The organism is Ruegeria sp. CF8 (assembly GCF_056537285.1).
In genome coordinates, this window is the sequence record NZ_JBQFRG010000002.1 from 254,081 (window position 1) to 274,736 (window position 20,656).

The window sequence follows — 20,656 nt, forward strand, 5'->3', positions numbered from 1 at the left end:
CGCCGCGCTGCGCGCGCCTCCCCCAAGGTGTTTTCAAACAAAAGAAGAGTTAGCCATTTTCGCGCAAGACATTACCTGCAAGGTAGAGCGAGCCGCAGATCAACACACGCGCTTGAGGGTCTTGGCTTATAATCGCCGCCAGCGCATCCGACACGCTGCCTGCAGTAGTTGCGGGCAAGTCGACCTTCGCCGCCGCCGCCGCAGTTTCATCTGCAGTGAGTGTCGCGGCCTCGCCCGGAATCGAAACGGCAGTCAGGCTTGCCGCTTGCTCGGCCAGAGGTGCGAGATATCCAGTCACATCCTTTGTGTTGAGCATACCGCAGATCATGTGCGTCGGTTTCTGCGGCAGTATGGCCAGCACATCCGCCAGCGCGATACCTGCTGCTGCATTGTGACCGCCGTCCAACCAAAGCTCGGCCTGTGGTGCCTGTTCGATCAACGGGCCGGTTTTCAGGCGTTGCATACGGGCTGGCCATTCGGCTTTGGTCACGGCAGCCTCATAAGCGTCGTCACCCATATCCATGTGGCGCAGAACGGCCAGGGCTGCGCCTGCGTTCTGAATTTGGTGCGCACCAAGAAGGTTGGGCAATGGAAGATCCCGCAATCCGATCTCGTCCTGATAGATCAGGCGTCCGTTTTCTTCATGAACCTGCCAGTGCTGACCATAGACCATCAACGGAGCGCCCAGACGAGCGGCAGTATATTCGATGACCTCAAGGGCTTCGTCGTGTTGGGGGCCGACGATGCAGGGTACACCGGGTTTGATAATACCGGCCTTTTCAGCGGCGATCTTGCCCAATGTGTTGCCTAGAAACTGCTCGTGATCGATCGATACCGGTGTAATCACAGTTACGGCAGGATTTTGGACCACGTTAGTAGCATCTAATCGCCCGCCCAAACCGACTTCAAGCAGGGTGTAATCCGCTCTTTCTCGGGCGAAGGCCAACAAAGCCGCGCAGGTCGTGATTTCGAAATAGGTGATGTTTTCACCGCCATTGGCGGCGTAACATTCGTCGAGAACCGCGGTCAGATCGGGTTCTGAGATCAGTTCTCCGGCCAGCCGGATGCGCTCATGAAATCGTGCCAAGTGAGGCGACGTATAGGCGTGTGCTGAATGCCCTGCCCCCTCGAGCCCCGCGCGGATCATGGCCTGCGTGGATCCTTTGCCGTTGGTTCCAGCAATATGAATGACCGGAGGCAACTTGAGCTGTGGGTTGTCAAGCGCCGCCAGCAATCGCCAGACACGGTCCAAGGTCAGATCAATGATCTTGGGGTGTAGCGCCATCATCCGGTCAAGAATGGCGTCAGATGTCTGAGCGGTCATTTCTGGCTGGTCTCTTCGGCCGGTGCCTCAGCTGTTTCTTCGGGCTCTGGTGCGGGCAGTTCGCCCACAATTGCCGGAGGCTGGTTCATTAGCATCCGGGTGATGGTAATCAGCTCATCACGCATTTCGGTACGCTTTGTTACTCGGTCCAGCATACCATGATCCAGCAGATACTCGGCGCGCTGGAACCCTTCGGGCAGCTTTTCCCTAATCGTTTGTTCAATCACACGCGGACCAGCGAAACAAATCAATGCGTTGGGTTCCGAGATATGGACATCGCCCAACATGGCGTAAGACGCGGTTACACCCCCGGTGGTGGGGTGAGTCAGAACGACGATGTAAGGCAAGTTCGCCTCTTTCAGCATCTCGACTGCAACGGTTGTACGGGGCATTTGCATCAGGCTGAGGATACCTTCCTGCATCCGTGCGCCGCCTGCGGCCGAAAACAGGATAAGCGGGCGCTTAAGCTTAACGGCTTCTTGCGCGGCAGCGATGATCGCGTTGCCGACATACATGCCCATCGACCCGCCCATGAAAGAGAAATCCTGCGCGGCGGCAACAATCGGAGTGCGTCCAATTTCGCCTACTGCCACGAGCATGGCCTCTTTTTCACCGGTCTTTTTCTGCGCTGCTTTCATGCGGTCCGGATATTTTTTCTGATCACGGAATTGCAGCGGGTCGTCCTTGGGGGCCGGAACATCAACGTCCGTGAAAATACCGCCATCAAACAGGTGCTTGAACCTGTCACGCGGGGTAATTGCCATATGGTGGCCACACTGGGTGCAGACATTCTGGTTCTCGGCCAGCTCGCGGTGGAACAGCATCGTTCCGCACTCGTCGCATTTGTGCCAGAGGTTTTCCGGCACTTCACGGCGCGAGAAAATCGAGTTGATCCGGGGTCGGACGTAGTTTGTGATCCAGTTCATGTCGGAACCTTGGCTTATACGGTGTTGACGTCAAATAAGACGCAACGCAAGGAAATGCAATCAGCGCCTGAGCGCAAGTCGCGCGGCCAGCCAGCAAACGAACATCATCACCAGATCCACCATAAGCCAAGGCCTTAGTTGGTCTGCGTCGGACATGTCAAAGGGCAGGACAAACAGAGCCAACCCGCTCAGGCTGTCGGGTAAAGAGATAAGCAATAAAGCGATGACATTGTTGAAGAAATGCAGAGCTATGGCAGGCCCTAAAGTTCCTGCTCGGGCCGTCAGATCTGAAGCCAACAGGCCAAAAACAAAGGCCCAAAGCGCAATCAACAGCGCGTTGCCCCCCGCCGCGTCGACCGAGTAATGGCCTGCTGCAAACAAAACCGATGGCACACCCATCCAAATGACCGGCGAGTTGAACCGTGCTGCAAGGGTTTGCTGTATATAGCCGCGAAACAGGATTTCTTCAGCACTGACCTGAATCAGGACGGCAAATGCAGAAACTGGAAGCAAAAGCACCCAAGTGGTCGGCGACAAATTTTGGGTCAGTTCTCCTCCCATACCATAGGGAGGCAGCAGAAATCCGATAACGCCGAGTATCAGCAAGGCCTTCAAAACTCTGACAAACTGCGTCACGGCCACACTGCGGTCACCTATGATGGACCAAAGTGTTCGGTGTTGCAGCTTGTGTGCTGCGATGGCCACCGCGAAAGTTATGAACCCAAAACTGCCCAACAACAGAATCAATGCCAAGGGCGATCTTCCTGACAAGAGATCCTGTGCCCACTCGTTCGGACCCATCGCCACAAGCACCGCAAAGAAAACCATGTTCAGAAGGCTTACCAGAACACCGATGAGCAATAGACCCAGAAGCAGGCGCCACAGTTCAGGCCGCTTAAGCGCGGTTTCTGTCAAATAAGCATGCGCGATATAGGCCTTAGGCATGGTTATTCGAACTCTCCGGTTTTTCTTCCTGCGTCACAGAAGGAAGTACTTCTTCTGGGTTTTGAGCAGCGGAAATCCTGTTGGACAGTGTCGTCAGGTAACCCGCAACTGTTCGAAGTAACTGCGTGGCAACGGTTGCGTCGCTTTCCACCACAGCACGCAATTCTTCGGCCCCTATACGCAGGAAAAGGCAGTCCTCTGTCGCGACAAGATCCAATTGGCGGTCTTCACCCGTGATGATGGACAAGTCACCAATAAGGCGCCCCGGTTCGATGATCGAAATCGGGCGTCGTGTTCCGTCTTCGTTGAACCAATCCAACCGAGCCTGACCCGAAATGCACAGATAAGCGGCGTCCGGCGCCTGCCCACGCGAGAAGATGACCTGCCCGGCCTTGACTTCGTACCATTGGGCCGAGAAAGCAAGCAGCCGCTGGTTTCGCCCGTCCAGACCTGAAAACAACTCGGTGGCCGAAAGAATTTCGAGCTTCCGGCTCAGATCGTCGGTCGTGCCACCAGAACCCTCGGGTTTGGTGCGGGATACTCCGTCGATCCTTCCGTCCTTGATTTCTACAAACAGATCATAGGCTTCGGGATGGGCAAAATGATCTTCCATGAAGATCATGATGGAGTCCGGCAAAAGCTCTCGCAGTTTCAGTCGGGTTCGCAACCGGCTTTCTGAATCGTGGCTGGCCAGCGCCTTGTCCAGAATCAAGACATCGGGGCGCTTGATCCCAGCGCGTGAAAATGCGGCGCGTTCCTGAAAGACGGTCGGCAGGTTGTTCCCGCCCAAACCAGACGGCAGATCATAGATAATGGCGGCAGCCCTGCGGCGCAGGCCCGCTTCGTTCATCGCCTCGGCCACCACATCTTCGATTTCTTCCGCATGGGCGCCCGCCAACAAGGACACACGCCCATAGATCGCGTTTTCCATCACTGTCAGTCGAGGGACATAAAGATCGGGAGTGACCGGCGTAAACAACCCATCCAATGCGTCGCGCAAACGCTCGGCGTGGCTTTTTCGGATCGTCAGGATTTTGTCCTTATATTCTTCGGGGAAATCCGGGCCAATCTGCTCGGCCGTCAAAAGGAAAGGCACAGTCAGCAGCAAAGCGCGGTCTTCCGGGCTAAGTTCTTCTTCGCCCTTGGCTTTGCGTTGATCTTCGATGTCGAGCAACCGGTGAAACATCTCTTTCGACATGCCAAGCCGCAGGAACAAGGGGTGATCCGCGCCGTCCCGTCCGAATGTTTTACCGAGAGTGTCCAAAACCGCGTTGGAAATGCTCAGAGCTTCGTCGGCCAAATCATGAACGCTGAGCATTTTTACAAAGCGGGCGTCCTCGACAAGAAAGTCCGGAGAGATATCTCGGGCAGGCGCGGCATAAAGCAGATTGCCGCCCAGTGGCACCGCCGGATTAAAACGTTCCGGATCGAAGCGATAGACATACCGGTCCAAACCTTTGTCTTTCAAACGCTCGGCAATCGTTTCCCGAAGCTTGACCACTTCACGTGCCAAAACGGGGTGAATTTCAGGATCAAATTGCGTACGTAACGTACGACGGAACATGAATTCGTCGATGCCCATTGCTTCGACAAGTTCGAACCACCAATCGCGAATATCCTCGATATCATCCAGACCTGCGAGACCGGGATCGATCCATTCATCGTCCAGCGAATCTGGTGGATTACCTGACCGGACTGCTTCGATTTGTTTGCGGGACGGCGTTCTCTGAGCTTCAGCGCTATGCTGGGGATGTGTGCGCAACGGCATCATCAGGTTATCGCCCAGCGTTCCATCAAACAGATAGGGGCGCGAATAGGCATAGCCAATCCGGGCTGCAATAACCGCTTGATGCAAGGTCTTCAAGTTGTGATCGGAAACGATCACGTCCCCTTGCACCGGCAGAATCTCGCGGGTCAATAGCTGACCCAGCGCGCTTCTTTCCGAAGCGTGAGAAGACTGTATGGCAACGCGCGCACCGTGCGGAATCGTCAGATCCAGATCTTCCAGAATGGTTTTGCCGTCGCTATCGCGAACCGTCACGTTGCGCAGCTCAATTGCCCCATCCAAGCGTGGGATTGCGTCGGGTTCGCCAGAAAACAACTCTTCGGGTATCATGTTGTCGGGGGCAAACCGTTCAGTTACGACTTCCCACCGCAAAGACATATCCTGAACCTGATTGTAGTAGGTCAGCAAATCCTTCCAAGGGCCACTCAGGTCCTTATAGGCCCCAAGTGCCGCAACCAAAGCACCCACCGTCACCTCACCCGTGATCGCCAGATAGCCGCCTACAGAATAGAACAGGAACGGCGTCATCTGAGTGATCAGATTGTTGAGGAACTTCATGAAGAATTTCTTGTTGTAGATCTTGAAGCGGATCTCGAACAGTTTCCCCAAACGATCGCTGAACTGGGCCAGACGATAGCGCCAGCCGCCATTGGTGCGCAGGTCACTGATCCCCGCAGCGCTTTCACCGATTTCCGAGCTCAGGCGACGAACTTCCTGAATACGGTCTTTGTTCAACAGGTTGATTTGGCGCTGCAATTTAGGAATCAACCAAGCCTGTAACGGGATCAACGCGATACTTGCCAGCCCGAACCACACGCTTTGCATGAACAGGAATGTGACAATGGTCATCATTTGACCGAACTGGAATACGGGCTGCGCAATTGCATCGCCCATCAAACCACCCATCGGCTCGGCCTCGGATGTGATCATCGAAACAAGCTCGCCCTGGCTGGTCGTTGCGAAATAGGACTTTGGAAAGCGCATCGAACGTTCAATCAGCGTAAAACGCAGTCGACGCAGCATACGCTCGGCCAAGACGCCCTTCATCGTATTGATGCGCATCTTCATCAATCCACTGGCGATCACAGTGCCCAGAAACGCTACGCACAATATCAACAGGTAGTGGACTTGCGATACCGTAATACCCCAAATGGTAACCGTATCACCCGGAGCACCGATGGCGTCATTGATAATCTGCTTGGGCAGTTCCAACGAGGCGTAGAGGAACGGAAATGACAGCACTGTCAGCAACAACAAGACCAACTGCTGTTTCTTCGAGTACTTCCATATGAAAGAAAATAATGTGGGCTCCATTCACTGGCCTTATCGATAGCTAAACGGATGTGTGGCTAAAACTGGGTGACCCATGTTGCAGGGCCCGACGGTACGCGCTGACTCTGCCCTTTGCAAGGCGAGACAGGTACGCATGCATCCGTTCGCGCCTAACCGAATTTTGCTTTGCACCCAACTAAAAAACGAGGGGCAAAGATCGCAATTTCGTTATTGCGGGTTTGTTCCCTGAGGCGTCTTGACTAAAGAGGCTGTGTATCGGACGACGAGGCCATGGGCAGGATTCTGGATCGCTATCTTTATCGCAAGACACTGGACCGTTGGCGGCGGGCTGCGCAGCATGTGCAAGAAGCGAGTCAATCGGACCTGCGGCAGCAGCGTGATCAGGCGCGTGCGTTGCGGAGCCATCTTGATCGGTTGATTCAAGCGGCCGATTCCCGCCTTATCCGCCCAAAGATCGGATCCAAACAGTTTGCCAAGCCCGTCGGAACGGACTGGAGTTGCAGACCGGACCTCTGGCGCGGCCCTTTGGCCCAACCCGGCGTTGCTTCGGCCCCGCGCAAAACGGCCTTGGATGCGCACGTCAACCTGTTTCATGACTGCCCCCTGTCCGAAATAGCCGTGCGCCAAATCCGAAATCGGGATACAGGCGATTTGGCCCCGTTCAGTCTGGCGGTTGAAGTCTTCAGTTTTGAAGGTTCGTTCCTTTCGGTGTCCGTCGATCTGCCGAGCGGCGCGACACAGAACCTTACGCGTGAGCATTTGATACGGATGGACACTGTAATTAACTGCGAACGATCCACCGGGCTGTTCGCGCGCCTCAATATTCAACACGGTCCCAATTCTGAGCAGGTACTGCGCCAGTTGATCGCGTCTGACGACCAGAATACCGTAGATTTCGATCTGGCTCATCTGCCCCTGAATGAGCGTCGTATCGAAAAGGTCTGGATAGATTTGATCTTTGAGACTCCAAGTATGAACCGGATGGTGGTGCGGGACTTGACGTTCTGCCGCTTTCATCGTGCCGATCTGTGAGGCCATCGGAAATGACACACACTAACTTGACGTTTATCCGGTTCGAAGACGGGATTTGGCAAGGTCACATTCAGTCGGAACAGGAACCTTCGGTTGGCGTGCGATACCAGGGCGAAACACTGGAGAACGTCATCCTTACACCCGATGAAAGCGGATGGGACCTGAGTATAACGGTTCCCGTCTCAGCTCTGTCTGAGGGTGTCCACAGCTTTGTCATCACCGATCTGGCAACAGCGGAGAAGCTTGGAGATTTCACCATGATCGCAGGTGAGCCAGCAGCAGATGATCTGAGGGCCGAAGTCGCGTTGTTGCGAGCTGAACTGGACATGCTGAAACGCGCGTTCCGCCGGGTTTGTCGGGGCGACGACTAAGCCCGACTAAGCCAAGTCTCTATCTTTTATACCAATTTCCGTGCATCATGGGCGTATTCAAATCGGATCGTGCCGTAGATGGACCGCAGTAGTATTGTAAAAGTCATCGCGTTGATGGTGACAGGATTTGGCATCGGCATTGATTTTACCGGTGCACTGATGCTGGTCCCCGCGATTGAAAACAGCTTTGATGCCGATATCACCAGCACCCAATGGGTTTTGAATATCTACGCCCTGTTTTTTGCGATGACCATGGTAGCCGGAGGACGTCTCGGCGATATGTACGGTCATCGAAAAATGATGATCATCGGCCTGTGCATTTTCCTGTTTTCGTCGGTGATGTGCTTCGTCTCGCCCAACCTTGATTTTTTGATCCTGGCGCGCGCGCTGCAAGGCATCGGCGCTGGCTGTGTTTGGCCCTGCACACTTGCGTTTGGGGCAACTAAAGTGTCCAAACCTGAACATCGGGCGCTTGTAATGGGGCTCATTCTTGCAGGTGTGACCACCGGCAATGTATTTGGTCCGATGATCAGCGGATTGGCCGTAAACTTGGGCGAATGGCGTTACTTCTTCCTTGCCAATGTCGTCTTCTCCTGCATTTCGATGGCCACCGCCCTAATCCTGATGGAGCGCGAAACGCAGCACAAACAAGACGAGCATCTCGATTTGGCTGGCATGGGCCTCTTGGCGTTTGCGGTTCTGTTCTTGCTATATGCGCTGGATGTTGGCGCAGATTGGGGATGGACGTCGGTACCGTTGTTGATGCTTTTTTTCATCAGCGCCGTGCTGTTCCTTTTGTTCCCCAAGATAGAAAAACGCGTTACCGAGCCTTTGCTGCTGCCGCAAATGATGCAGAACCGCGAATTCAGGATCACGCTTGGACTGAATATGTTCAACGTCTCCGCCGCCTTTGTTGGCTTGCTATATTTTCCACAGTACATGCAAAAAGTACTGGGCTGGTCGGCGTTTGAATCCGCGTTGGGGCTGGCCCCGCTGACCGTTTTGCTGGCGGTAGGGTCAATTGTTTCAGGCACGCTGTACAATGATTTCGGACCCAAGCGACTGCTGTTCTGGGGTTATGTGATTGCCACAATCGGCGCCGCATCAGTTGTCATCCTGCCAAGCGATCTGGGTTATTTCCGCATTCTTCCGGGCATGGCGATGATCGGGTTAGGCGCGACCCTCACCGTTGGACCATCGGGAACAGCTGCCGTCTGTGCGGTTAAGCCCGAGCGCGCCGGGCTTGTCGGCGGGCTAAGCTTTATGACCCATCTGGTTTATGGTGCCATTTCCGTCGCGTGTGCCACTGCCGTAATGTATGTCGTCAGCCTTTCCAAACTGCGCGATGGCCTGCATGCCGCAGGTGTCAAACTATCTGAGACGGATTTAAAGGCAATCAATGGCAGTACTCTGGATACGGCGTCTGCCCATGCGGTGATCAGCCGCTTAAGCGCCGGCGACATGGCAAAGGTTCAATCCGCATTGTCCGATGCTTTTAACAGCGGCATGAGCATGGCGTTTGTTTTTTCGACAATATCCGTATCGGTGGGTATCGTGCTGGCGCTATTGCTGGACGAAAAGAAACTGCACAAGATCGAAAGCTAGAACGCTTTCAAGACCTGCTGACTCCCGCGATCCAAACCAGTGGCCTATTTCGAATAGGAACCAGCCGCGCGCTCAAAGAAAAAGGGCCGCGTTCATCGCGGCCCTGATTGAGTTATTGAGAAGGACCATTCGGATTGAAAGCGGACAGACCTTTGAGGATGTCGATGGCATAAGCCAACTGGTAATCCTCTTCCCGCAGTTCAGCCGTCGCTTCAGCCTTGGCGCGGTCTTCTTCAATTTGGCGAATTTCATCCTCGCTGAGGCTGTCATTGTCCAGGCTGCCACGCAGCTCGGCCTCGGACCGAGTAAAGCGGCTGTCCTCTTCCTCCTCAGCTTCGGGCTGCGGACGAGGCTGTTCCACGATGATATCCGGGCTGACACCCAAGGCCTGAATAGAACGACCAGATGGTGTGTAATAGCGCGACGTGGTCAGGCGCATGGCCCCGTCACCGCGCAGCGGCATGACTGTCTGTACAGACCCCTTACCAAAGCTTTTCGTACCCACCACGATTGCGCGCCGGTGGTCCTGCAAGGCGCCTGCCACAATTTCGGACGCCGAAGCTGAACCACCATTGATCAGAACAACGATTGGTTTGCCTTCGGCCAAATCGCCGGGCGATGCATTAAAGCGCTCGCCCTCTTCCGGATCGCGGCCACGGGTCGAAACGATTTCACCTTCGTTCAGGAACGCATCCGAAACTTTGATCGCCTGAGTCAGCAAGCCACCCGGATTGTTGCGCAAGTCCAGGACAAATCCATTGACCTTATCGATGCCACCGGCTTCCTCGATCTGTTCCTGCAAACCTTCTTGCAAGTTCGGGAAGGTCTGGTCGTTGAACGTAGTCACTCGCAGAACCACGCTGGTGCCTTCGGTGCGTGCACGAACAGCGGTCAGTTTGATCGTGTCACGAATGATCGTAACGTCGAATGGGTCCGGCTCACCTTCGCGTACGACGGTGATCACAATCTCGGAACCCACCGGGCCACGCATCAGATCAACAGCCTTGTCCAGCGTAAGGCCCAGAATGCTTTCACCATCGACATGCGTGATGAAGTCACCAGCCTCAATTCCGGCTGCGTCGGCAGGGGTGTCGTCAATTGGCGATACGACTTTGACAAAACCGTCTTCCTGCGTGACTTCGATGCCTAGCCCACCAAACTCACCACGCGTCTGCACACGCATCTGTTCGGCATCGTCGGGCGACAGATAGCTGGAATGCGGGTCAAGCGAGGTCAACATGCCATCAATGGCGGCCTCGATCAGCTCTTCTGGTTCGACCTCTTCGACATATTGCGCGCGGATGCGTTCAAAAATGTCGCCAAACAGATCCAGTTGCTCATAGACGCTGGCCTTATTTTCAGCCTCTTGCGCCAGCAGGGGTCCTGCTATCTGGGTTGTTGCAAGAATACCTGCCACAGTTCCGGCCAGACCGGCCATCACAAATCTCTTCATACTCGCTTATCCATCCTTGTCGGTCCGGAACCATGTTTCCGGGTCCACGGGGCTATTATCTTCTCTTACCTCTATATAGAGCGTTTCTGAGCGATCAGTTCCAGTGCCATCACCGCTTGTTGACAATATTGCGCCAATTTCCGGCGTTTCACCGGGCATCAAACCCACCGGAGTGCCCTCAGGGATCACTTGCCCGGGGTTGCCATAGACCTCTTGCAAGCCGGAAAACACAAAAAGAAGCCCCGGTTGCGGTTCAAGAATGACCAGATTCCCCAGATCCAACAAGGGGCCTCGATACCGGATCGTGGCCGCCGTGGGCGATGTGACCAAGGCACGCGGGCGGGTTCCAAGCACCAGACCGGCGCGTGTCACCCCCGCAGCGTCCGTTTCACCAGCCTGGTGCAGCAAGACGCCCTGAACCGGCAAAGCAATCTGCCCTTTCTGACCTGAAACATCCGCATCGGTTTCAATGATCTCACCTTCCGAGATTTCGGACAGACCACTTGCAAACCCATCCAACGTTTCCGTTGAAGAAATCAAAATGGCCGTGCGTACCGGATCTTCGACAAATCGTCTGGGCAGATCCGTGCGATCGGCGATGGCCTCGCTCAAGCGCGTGCGCGCATCCTGCACCCCGCTGAGACCTTCTGTCAGGGTTTCCGATGCGCTTTGCTGTAACAGACGCAGTGTCTGCACTTCGTTCAGATCATCCGCCAGAGCCTGCGCTTTGGCGTTCAAACCGGGCGTGACCTCGGACAGCATCATACCCGCGCGCGCCGCGCCCAAAGGTCCTGAAGGGTGTAACATCAAAACCGGAGGTTCTGTTGTTTCGATGGTTTGCAAGACGCCGATCAACTGCCGGACATCCTTTTCGCTGGCCCGCAGTTCGGCGCTTAACTGAGCTTCGCGGGTTACGGCCTGGCGCAGCCCCTCACGCATCGCGCTCAATCCCGCTTCATAGGCCTGGATCGTTTGGGTAAGCGCACGCACCCGATCTCTTGCGCTGTCGGCTTCGGCCAAAGAGACAGAGGCCGATTCCAGCATCTCTGCCGCCTCAAGCGCCGCCTGCGACGAGTCGGTCTGGGCCAAAGCCGAAGATGCTGAGATCAGAAAAGCCGCAAAGGCCACCAGTTTCATGACAAAAGGCTTTCCCCAGTCATCTCGGGAGGTTTTGGCAGGCCCATGAGTTCAAGCAGCGTGGGGGCCAGGTCCGACAAACGCCCCTGCCGCAATTGCGTCCCTTCAGGCCCACCGACCAGTGCCACCGGCACCGGGTTCAGTGTGTGAGCGGTATGCGGACCACCCGTTTCGGGATCGACCATCATTTCACAATTGCCGTGATCGGCGGTGACAATCATCGCTCCCCCGGCCTTTTTCAGAGCTGCAACGACTTCCGCCAGACCCTGATCCACAGCCTCACACGCTTTGATCGCCGCCTTCAGATCACCGGTATGGCCCACCATGTCGGGGTTGGCATAGTTTGTGACAATCAGGTCGTACCCGTCTTCGATGGCCTCAACAAATTTGGCTGTCACCTCCGCCGCCGACATTTCAGGTTGCAGATCATAGGTAGCAACCTTTGGCGACTTCGGCATAAAACGGTCTTCGCCCTGTTCAGGCGTCTCTTTGCCGCCGTTCAGGAAAAAAGTTACGTGTGGGTATTTCTCGGTTTCAGCCAATCGGAACTGGCGCAGCCCTTGTTTGGCCACCCATTCCCCCAATGTGTTCACAATGGCCCGCTTCGGGAAAACCGTCGTCATATAGGCGTTGTGGCCGTCCGAATATTCGACCATGCCCAGCAGCGCCGAGAGATTGGGCCGCGGCCCTGTGTCAAAATCGGAAAATCCGGGTTCTCCAATGGCCCGCAAGATTTCCCGCGCCCGATCAGCACGAAAATTGAGGCAGAAGAACCCGTCGCCGTCTTGAACGCCCGTGTAACCTTCAAGAACGGTCGGGGTGATGAATTCATCTGACTCTGACTGGTTATAGGCATGATCAACCGCACCATGGGCGTTTTGCGCTGCCCTTCCCTGCCCCTTGATCATCGCGTCATAGGCTTCGCTAACACGTTCCCAGCGATTGTCCCGGTCCATGGCAAAATAGCGTCCACAGACGGTCACAATGCGCGCGTTTTCAGGCAAACGCTCTTCCAGTTCCGCGATATAGGACAGCGCCGATTTTGGTGGAACGTCACGCCCATCGGTGACTGCGTGAAGCGCAACTGGGACACCCGCATCGGTGATCGCTGTCGCTGCGGCGACGATATGGTTCAGATGCCCGTGCACGCCACCGTCCGAGACCAGCCCCATAAGATGCGCTGTCCCGCCCACCGCTTTCACTTTGGCGATAAATTGTTGCAGGGCTTCATTTTCGAAAAACGAGCCGTCTTCGATCGCCAGATCAATCTGACCCAAATCCATGGCGACAACGCGACCTGCACCGATATTGGTGTGGCCAACCTCTGAATTGCCCATCTGCCCGCTGGGCAGACCCACATCGGGGCCATGGGTGATCAGTGTTGCATGAGGGCCATTGTCCATGATCGCATCAAAAGTCGGCGTATTTGCCAGATACGGCGCATTGGCTTTGGTGTCTTCGGACAAACCCCACCCATCGAGAATGCACAAGACAACAGGTTTGGGCGCGGCCATAGAAACTCTCCGATTACTGCTCGTGCGCCTCTTCTATCGCCTTGCCTTCGGCGGGTGAACCACCTTTGGGCAGGTGAAAAAGATTTAATAGACGCAGAGGCGTTATTCTTTGAGGTAGCTCTTGTATGGACGTGCCTTTCGATTGCGGTACTTCACAGTCAGGTCCAAAGGCGCGTCGTTTTCGTCATATACCCCCAAGACGATGCCTCTGCCTCGGCTTTTAGTGCGCATGTCGATCAATTGCTGTTCCGACCGGGTTGTGCGTTGTGACGGTCGCCGTGACCAAGCGAACAGGTGATCATACATCTCGGCGATCACGTTTGCATGGTCAGCGCTGTTGCCCAGATCGTTCAGTTCTTGAGGATCGTTTTCAAGATCAAACAGAATTGGTCTGTGCCCGCCTTCGCAATGGATCAGCTTCCACTTTTTGTTGGCAACCATGAACATCACTGCATCCCGAACCGACACTCCCACGATATCAGCGATCGGTGAGCCTGAGTAATCGTATTCGCACATGACAAAGTCGCGGGGCTCCTCATCTGTTTTTCCATGCAGAATGGGCAGCAAAGAATGACCTTCAAGGATATGAGTGGCAACGTCACCGCCTGCCACATCAACAAAGGTTGGCGCCAGATCGATGGACTCGACCAGCGCATCACTGACCGTTCCGCGTGTCGCATCTGCCTCGGGCGATGGGTCGTAAATGATCAGCGGCATTTTGGTCGAGGCATCGTGAAAAAACGTTTTTTCCCCCATCCAGTGATCGCCCAGAAAATCACCGTGATCCGATGTCAGAACGATCATCGTGTCGTCCATCCGCCCGGTTTTTTCCATCCATTCGAACAATCGACCCATCTGATCGTCGGCTTGCTTGATCAAACCCATATAGGCCGGAATCACGGCCTCTCTCACGTCCTGTCGTGAGAAAGTCTGACCAATCTTTGTGTCCATGAACGCCTTGAGCACCGGATGCGCATGTTGGTGCTCAGCCTCGGATCGCACCACGGGCAAAACATGCTCAGGCCCATACATCGACGCATAAGGTTCTGGCACGATGTAAGGCCAGTGGGGTTTTATAAAGCTTAGGTGGCAGCACCACGGTCCGTCATGTGATTCCATGAACTCGATACCGCGCCCTGTCAGATAAGGCGTTTCACTGTCTTCCTCGGCGATATTGGCGGCTTCGGGCGCGTTTTTCAAAAACCAGCCAGACAGCACGTTGCCATCATCATCCAGACCTGAATTGGCAAAATCATGCCAGGGATTGTCGCTCTCATACCCCTTGGACTTGAGGAACTTGTTATATTCCTTTGCTCCGTCCGGATCGTAATACCCTTCGGGGCCCTCGGGTAGCATTCCATCATCGCGCTCGAAAACGTCAAAGCCGCATTCGGCAACCCGGGCACCGATCAGGCTGTCAGGTTCCAGCCCCAACCGCGCCATGCCTTCCGCGTCCGCCCGCATGTGGGTTTTGCCGACCAACCAGCAGTCCATACCCGCCTTGCGCAGATGATCGCCCATCGTGATCTCGCCGACTTTGAGCGGAATACCGTTCCAAGACGCCCCATGCGAATGCACGTACCGACCTGTATAGGTCGACATGCGCGAACTACCGCAGATTGGCGATTGTATGTAAGCACGGTTAAACCGAACGCCTTTGGCTGCCAGGCGATCGATGTTGGGGGTGTGCAGGTGTGGATGCCCGTAACAGCTCAGGTAGTCCCAGCGCAGCTGGTCGAACATGATGAACAGGATGTTTTTTGCCTTGGCCAATACCACGCCCCCAAACCTTATGGAGACCTAGTTAGCCATTTCCGTCCGCAGTGCGAAGCAAAACTTTGCTTCAGGCCTGACGTTCCATCTGCTCCAGCATCTTCTTGGCGCGCTTGCATTGCAGCTGATCGCGCAACGGGCTGTTGGGATCGACGTCTTTTTGGCAGACAACGCATTTATCAGCACCCGAGATGGCATTCAGACCACCACAGCTGCCTTTGATGGTCTTGCCCATCAGCATGACGCCGAGTGACATACCCACCATGACGAGGGCGAGAAGAATAAAAGCCAGAATAAAAGTGCTCATCTCAGCTCCACCAGTCAGTTCGATTCCAACGCGTCTTTGAACGCGGTGCTATGGGCAGTAATATAAGCTTCTTTACCGCCTGTCACATCCCGCGAGATGAAATACACGGCAAGTTTATGCTCTTCAGCCAGTTTCAGGCCCTTTTCCTGACCCAAAGCCAGCATCGCGGTGGCCCAGGCATCGGCCATCATCGCGTTTTCGGCCAAAACGGTGACAGAGGTTGTTCGGTGCGTAATCGGGCGTCCCGTCGTCGGATCGATGATATGCGAATAGCGCACGCCGTCTTGTTCGAAGAAATTCTTGTAGTCGCCCGAACTGGCCATGCCCAGGTCATTCACTGACACGATCAGCTGAATGCTCTGACTGCCCGTTTCCGGTTTTTCGATGCCGATGCGCCAAGCTTCGCCCTTTTCGTTCTGACCCATGGCGACCAGATCACCACCAATCTCAACCAGGTAATTCTCGATTCCGGCGTCCCTTAAGGCTTCGGCAACCGCATCGATGCCATATCCCTTGGCAATTGCAGACAGGTTGATACCGACGCTGGCGTCAGATTTCGCAAGAGTCCCGGCTTCGGTATCCAGCGTCAGCAAACGACTTTGGCCGACGCCGTTTAATGCGGCTTGGATGTCAGCATCAGACGGCACTGGATCTTCGGGCTTACGAGGGCCAAACCCCCATAGTTCGATCAGTGGGCCCAGGGTCACATCGAAAGTGCCATCGGTTTTTTCGTGCACGTCGTTTGCAGCAGCGATGACCAGAGCGAATTCGTCTGAGACAGTCATCGGCTCTGTACTAGTCGACGCTGAAAAGACAGAGACCTCAGAATTTGGGTCCCAGTTCGACATTTTCGCGTTGACCTCAGCCAATGTCTCATCGATCGAGGCTGCGAGTTTTGTCTCGTCCAGATCATCGCCGATAGCAGTGATGTTGAAGGTGGTTCCCATCGTTTCACCGGACAAACGGACCACTTCGGGCTCCTTGTCCAAAAAGCAGCCAGAAAGAAGGGCAACAAGGGCCACTAAAGGCAAAAGACGCATGGGGCGAGCTCCGGGAATTTCTGTGCCCGGCATATGCCAGCGACCCTCGTCGGAGTCAAATCGACATCAAAGCTTTAGTGGCAGAAAACCCAATGCCAGAAGCCCAACCCCAGCCGGAACTCCGAACAGCCACGCCCGCTTCTGCCATCCCGGGGCCTGTTGCTTCCATGCCATGCGAAAGTTGTGACCACACACGACGACCGCAAAGAAGATCAAAGCGGCTACAGGCGGTGTAAGGTAGAGTCCACTCACAAGCTTGATCGTCCTTTGTTGACCACAGATTTCGCGCATTCGGGCATTTGCACCCTATACAGGTCGTTTAGCTGCGCTAAGGTGAAAGGGAAAGACATTGCAAGAACCACAAGGAGATTGCCCATGGCCCCAGCCTCTTACCAGTCACCAACACGCGGCGACAAGGCAGACAAGAAGACACATAGCCAATCGGCAGAATCGAACTTGTCGCACTCGCAGACTACCGTGGCCAAACTGCTTGAGGGTAAAGGGGACGCGGTGTTTTCGGTGCGGCCAAACGATACGATCCATTCGGTGGTCAACACGCTTAAGGAAAAGCGGATCGGGGCGGTTTTGGTGACAGATCAAAACGGAGCCTTGCAAGGCATCCTGTCAGAGCGCGACATTGTGCGGCGCATGGCGGACACACCCGGCCAGACATTGCCGCAAGCGGTCGAAGACCTGATGACCAAAGAGGTCAAGACCTGTACACCAGACGATCTGCTAAACGATGTGCTGAAGACAATGACCGAAGGTCGTTTCCGCCATATGCCCGTGCTGCGTGACGGCCATTTATGTGGCGTCATCACTATCGGAGACGTTGTGCATTTCCGCCTTAAAGAGCTGGAATACGAAGCCCTTCGGATGAAGCAGATGATCGTCGGTTAGGATCAACCCGTCGAAAGAAACCTGACGCCTCCGTCCTCGATCTCCGCGGCCGTCAGTCGGCCTGAGGCAAAAGCGCCCGTGTCAATCGACAGGATCCTGTTTCTGACACGGGGCCGGTCTACGATAGTGTGACCGTGCACAACCCATTGATCATCGCCGCGCGCGGTTCTTGGGAACATGGGATGTCCCCAGAGGCAGATCTGACGATCCTGAGATTCGACAGGGCGACGAGGGTCCAAAGCCGCGTGAACAATAGTGACGTTGCCACTGGTCCAGGTTAGGGGCCGCTTTGTCAGCCATTCCAGCAATTCCTGACCCATCGCTTGTCGCAGGCCTTCGGCCAGTTCTTTGACTTTCCGGCTGTCTTCCAGGTCTCCATTTGGTTTGAGCCCGAATGACGCCAGCGTATGCAGACCTCCGTTTCGAAACCAGAGCCGTGCATTTCGTTCTGGATCGTCCAAGAAATGCAACAACATCTCTTCATGGTTACCAAGAAGGCAATGGACGTGCCGATCTGATGCGTCGCTCAGATGGTGCAGATGGCGCAACACTTGCGCGCTGAAAGGCCCTCGATCAATGTAGTCCCCAACAAAAACCAGAGGGCTTTGATCATCCAAGCGTGGCAAAAGAGCGTGCAACAAATCCAATCGACCATGAATATCACCAACCGCCGTTACTCGGGCGCCAGGCGCGATGTCGTAAGGCACCGTGTCGGTCGTTGGTATTTCTGCGCGGTGAAACCGCTGTCTGATCCAGTTCGTAATCATTCACCTTGATCCCTACCCTTCCCACCAAGTGGCGGCAATGAACATCTGTTTGAAGAGGCAAAGTGTTGACCAACCGCGTCTTGTTGTCCGATATGGCCCTTAAAGTGAACGAAATCTGTTGATCTCACTCAAGAGACTCAACCTTTCGGTCAGCGATGATTTGGCGGCGTTTTTGAGGGTTTTATGAAGCGGGTATTGATTACGGGTTCTGCGGGGTTCATCGGTTTCCATCTGGCTAAGCTGCTTCTGGCAGACGGGTTTCGCGTGCATGGCTATGACGGAATGACCGACTATTACGATGTGACTCTGAAACAGCGCAGGCACCAGATCCTGTTGCAGACCCCCGGGTTTACTGCGACCGAGGATCGATTGGAAAACTACGACCGTCTGGTGCAGGTGGCCGACGAATTCCAGCCCGATGTCATCGTCCACCTAGCGGCCCAAGCCGGTGTTCGGCACAGCCTCGAATACCCCCGCAGCTATATCGAATCTAATGTCGTTGGCACGTTCAACGTTATGGAAATCGCGCGTCAGCATGAGGTCGAGCATCTTTTGATGGCCTCCACCTCGTCAATCTATGGCGCCAACGAAGAAATGCCGTTTACCGAAACGGAAAAAGCGGACACGCAATTGACCATCTACTCTGCCACCAAAAAGGCGAATGAGGCGATGGGGCATTCCTATGCGCATCTGTGGAATTTGCCGACCACGATGTTTCGGTTTTTTACGGTCTATGGCACCTGGGGTCGGCCCGATCTGGCCTATTTCAAGTTTGTGGCCGCCATTTTGGAAGGTCGTCCCATTGATATCTACAATCATGGAGACATGTATCGGGACTTCACCCATGTTGAGGATCTTGTGCGCGGGATCAGATTGCTGATCGACGTGCCGCCAGTGCGGCCTGCAAGTCGTGAGGATATTGAGGACGGCGACAGCCTCTCGCCCGTCGCACCCTATCGCATCGTCAATATCGGAAACGGAGACAAAGTGCGCCTGATGGACTTCATCGAAGCCATCGAGGAAGCCGTTGGACAGAAGGCCATCAAGAACTTTATGCCGATGCAGATGGGCGACGTTCATGCGACATGGGCCGATAATCGCCTGTTGCAGCGGCTGACCAATTACCTTCCGCAGACGGACCTGAGAGACGGCATTGCCCAATTCGTTGCCTGGTATCGGGACTATTACGGAAAATAGCAGCGTATGACGGCCGAAAGGAAAAACCGGCGCTTGATGCGCCGGTTTTTTTTTACCCGCCGAAATCGTCGAGCATAATGTCTTCACGGTCCACGCCCAGATCCAGCAGCATGTTGATGACCGACTGGTTCATGATAGGCGGACCACACATGTAGAACTCGCAGTCTTCTGGCGCGGGGTGGTTCTTGAGGTATTCTTCAAACAGGACGTTATGGATGAAGCCGGTATAGCCTTTCCAATCATCCTCAGGCTGCGCATCCGAAAGCGCAACATGCCAATCGAAATTGTCGAATTCCTCGGCCAGTTGGTCGAAATCTTCGACAAAGAACATCTCTTTCTTCGACCGCGCGCCGTACCAGAAGCTGATTTTGCGATCGCGGTTTTCCAAACGTTTGAGCTGGTCAAAGATGTGGCTGCGCATGGGGGCCATGCCCGCACCACCCCCGATAAACACCATCTCTTTTTGGGTTTCACGGGCGAAGAACTCACCAAACGGACCCGAGATTGTGACCTTGTCGCCGGGCTTCAGGTTGAAGATGTACGACGACATCTGGCCCGGCGGGATACCCTCGGACCCCGGAGGCGGTGAGGCTACGCGGACGTTCAGCATGATCATGCCCTTCTCGTCCGGGTAGTTGGCCATCGAATAGGCGCGTTCAATCGGTTCCGCGACAACCGACTCGTACTGCCACAGATTGAAACGGTCCCAATCCTCGCGGTACTCCTCTTCCACGTCGAAATCGGTGTATTTCAGCGCGTGCGCAGGGGCTTCGATCTGAATGTAACCACCCGCGCGGAAGTTCACATCTTCGCCTTCCGGCAGGTCCAGGGTCAGTGCTTTGATGAATGTTGCTACGTTCTCATTCGAACGCACCGTGCATTCCCACTTCTTGACGCCAAAGACCTCTTCCGGAACCTCGATCTCCATGTCTTGTTTGACTGCGACCTGACAGGACAGTCGATCACCGCAGGCGGCCTCACGCTTGGTGATATGGCTTTCCTCAGTCGGCAAGATCGACCCGCCGCCTGAATGCACCCTCACCCGGCACTGCGCGCAGGTACCACCCCCGCCGCAGGCAGACGGGACAAAGAGTTTTTCGGCCGCCAGCGTTTGCAGCAGTTTGCCGCCAGCGGGAACCGATACGGTTTTCTCACCGTTGATGGTGATGTTCACATTGCCCGTCGACACCAGTTTCGACCGGGCGGCCATGATGACGGCCACCAGACCCAGAACGATGACGGTGAAAAGGGCTACACCTAAGCCAAAGGTTTCCATTGCGCCCTCC

Annotated in this window: 18 protein-coding genes; 5 read left to right on the forward strand and 13 right to left on the reverse strand. The window is 55.1% G+C overall.

All coding sequences use genetic code 11. The annotated features are described in order from the left end of the window. Positions 1-49 precede the first annotated feature (49 nt). The 4 genes from ACR0EV_RS05800 to ACR0EV_RS05815 are packed head-to-tail and all read right to left on the reverse strand — an operon-like array spanning position 50 to position 6,295. Complete coding sequence (locus tag ACR0EV_RS05800) at positions 50-1,324, reverse strand: bifunctional folylpolyglutamate synthase/dihydrofolate synthase (RefSeq protein ID WP_480799215.1); 1,275 nt, start codon at positions 1,322-1,324, stop codon at positions 50-52. Next, positions 1,321-2,250, reverse strand: coding sequence for an acetyl-CoA carboxylase, carboxyltransferase subunit beta (accD, locus tag ACR0EV_RS05805; RefSeq protein ID WP_480799216.1), 930 nt, complete (start codon positions 2,248-2,250; stop codon positions 1,321-1,323). The genes ACR0EV_RS05800 and accD overlap by 4 nt, the downstream gene beginning before the upstream one ends. A 60-nt stretch (positions 2,251-2,310) precedes the next feature. Continuing rightward, entirely contained in the window at positions 2,311-3,195 is an 885-nt protein-coding gene (locus ACR0EV_RS05810) for a CPBP family intramembrane glutamic endopeptidase (protein ID WP_480799217.1), read from the reverse strand. Continuing rightward, entirely contained in the window at positions 3,188-6,295 is a 3,108-nt protein-coding gene (locus ACR0EV_RS05815) for an ABC transporter transmembrane domain-containing protein (protein ID WP_480799218.1), read from the reverse strand. Before ACR0EV_RS05815 ends, ACR0EV_RS05810 begins: the two co-directional genes overlap by 8 nt. A gap of 249 nt (positions 6,296-6,544) precedes the next feature. On the opposite strand from ACR0EV_RS05815, the gene ACR0EV_RS05820 reads away from it, so the two are divergent. The 3 genes from ACR0EV_RS05820 (at position 6,545) to ACR0EV_RS05830 (ending at position 9,282) form a co-directional block, all read left to right on the forward strand. After that, on the forward strand, positions 6,545-7,306 hold the full coding sequence (locus ACR0EV_RS05820) for a DUF6478 family protein (RefSeq protein ID WP_480799219.1): 762 nt from the start codon (positions 6,545-6,547) through the stop codon (positions 7,304-7,306). Positions 7,307-7,317: 11 nt separating this feature from the next. Then, the gene (locus tag ACR0EV_RS05825; RefSeq protein ID WP_480799220.1) at positions 7,318-7,677 is read left to right on the forward strand and encodes a hypothetical protein; all 360 of its coding nucleotides are present in this window, start codon (positions 7,318-7,320) and stop codon (positions 7,675-7,677) included. Between the two features lie 78 nt (positions 7,678-7,755). Next, positions 7,756-9,282 (forward strand): MFS transporter, encoded by a 1,527-nt coding sequence (locus ACR0EV_RS05830; protein ID WP_480799221.1) that lies wholly within the window; start codon positions 7,756-7,758, stop codon positions 9,280-9,282. 112 nt (positions 9,283-9,394) lie between these two features. On the opposite strand, the gene ACR0EV_RS05835 is transcribed toward ACR0EV_RS05830, so the two are convergent. The 7 genes from ACR0EV_RS05835 to ACR0EV_RS05865 all read right to left on the reverse strand — a co-directional run bounded on the left by ACR0EV_RS05835 (position 9,395) and on the right by ACR0EV_RS05865 (position 16,758). Further along, positions 9,395-10,735 (reverse strand): S41 family peptidase, encoded by a 1,341-nt coding sequence (locus ACR0EV_RS05835; protein WP_480799222.1) that lies wholly within the window; start codon positions 10,733-10,735, stop codon positions 9,395-9,397. Between the two features lie 6 nt (positions 10,736-10,741). Beyond that, positions 10,742-11,872 carry a murein hydrolase activator EnvC family protein gene (locus tag ACR0EV_RS05840; protein ID WP_480799223.1) on the reverse strand — a complete coding sequence of 377 codons (1,131 nt, stop codon included), beginning with the start codon at positions 11,870-11,872 and terminating at the stop codon, positions 10,742-10,744. Next, positions 11,869-13,386, reverse strand: a complete 1,518-nt coding sequence (gpmI, locus tag ACR0EV_RS05845) for a 2,3-bisphosphoglycerate-independent phosphoglycerate mutase (protein ID WP_480799224.1) — start codon at positions 13,384-13,386, stop codon at positions 11,869-11,871. Before gpmI ends, ACR0EV_RS05840 begins: the two co-directional genes overlap by 4 nt. A gap of 102 nt (positions 13,387-13,488) precedes the next feature. Continuing rightward, complete coding sequence (locus ACR0EV_RS05850; RefSeq protein ID WP_480799225.1) at positions 13,489-15,159, reverse strand: sulfatase-like hydrolase/transferase; 1,671 nt, start codon at positions 15,157-15,159, stop codon at positions 13,489-13,491. A 70-nt stretch (positions 15,160-15,229) separates the two neighbouring features. Then, positions 15,230-15,466, reverse strand: a complete 237-nt coding sequence (nqrM, locus tag ACR0EV_RS05855; RefSeq protein WP_171094920.1) for a (Na+)-NQR maturation NqrM — start codon at positions 15,464-15,466, stop codon at positions 15,230-15,232. A 14-nt stretch (positions 15,467-15,480) separates the two neighbouring features. Continuing rightward, positions 15,481-16,506 carry an FAD:protein FMN transferase gene (locus tag ACR0EV_RS05860; RefSeq protein WP_480799226.1) on the reverse strand — a complete coding sequence of 342 codons (1,026 nt, stop codon included), beginning with the start codon at positions 16,504-16,506 and terminating at the stop codon, positions 15,481-15,483. A 66-nt stretch (positions 16,507-16,572) separates the two neighbouring features. Further along, positions 16,573-16,758 (reverse strand): hypothetical protein, encoded by a 186-nt coding sequence (locus ACR0EV_RS05865; RefSeq protein ID WP_480799227.1) that lies wholly within the window; start codon positions 16,756-16,758, stop codon positions 16,573-16,575. Between the two features lie 123 nt (positions 16,759-16,881). On the opposite strand from ACR0EV_RS05865, the gene ACR0EV_RS05870 reads away from it, so the two are divergent. After that, positions 16,882-17,406 carry a CBS domain-containing protein gene (locus tag ACR0EV_RS05870; RefSeq protein WP_480799228.1) on the forward strand — a complete coding sequence of 175 codons (525 nt, stop codon included), beginning with the start codon at positions 16,882-16,884 and terminating at the stop codon, positions 17,404-17,406. A 2-nt stretch (positions 17,407-17,408) separates the two neighbouring features. Here ACR0EV_RS05870 and ACR0EV_RS05875 read toward each other — a convergent pair whose 3' ends face one another. Continuing rightward, positions 17,409-18,173, reverse strand: a complete 765-nt coding sequence (locus ACR0EV_RS05875) for a metallophosphoesterase family protein (protein WP_480799229.1) — start codon at positions 18,171-18,173, stop codon at positions 17,409-17,411. A 183-nt stretch (positions 18,174-18,356) separates the two neighbouring features. On the opposite strand from ACR0EV_RS05875, the gene ACR0EV_RS05880 reads away from it, so the two are divergent. After that, entirely contained in the window at positions 18,357-19,370 is a 1,014-nt protein-coding gene (locus tag ACR0EV_RS05880) for an NAD-dependent epimerase/dehydratase family protein (protein ID WP_480799230.1), read from the forward strand. Between the two features lie 52 nt (positions 19,371-19,422). On the opposite strand, the gene nqrF is transcribed toward ACR0EV_RS05880, so the two are convergent. Continuing rightward, the gene (gene nqrF / locus ACR0EV_RS05885) at positions 19,423-20,646 is read right to left on the reverse strand and encodes an NADH:ubiquinone reductase (Na(+)-transporting) subunit F (protein ID WP_171671296.1); all 1,224 of its coding nucleotides are present in this window, start codon (positions 20,644-20,646) and stop codon (positions 19,423-19,425) included. Positions 20,647-20,656: the final 10 nt, after the last annotated feature.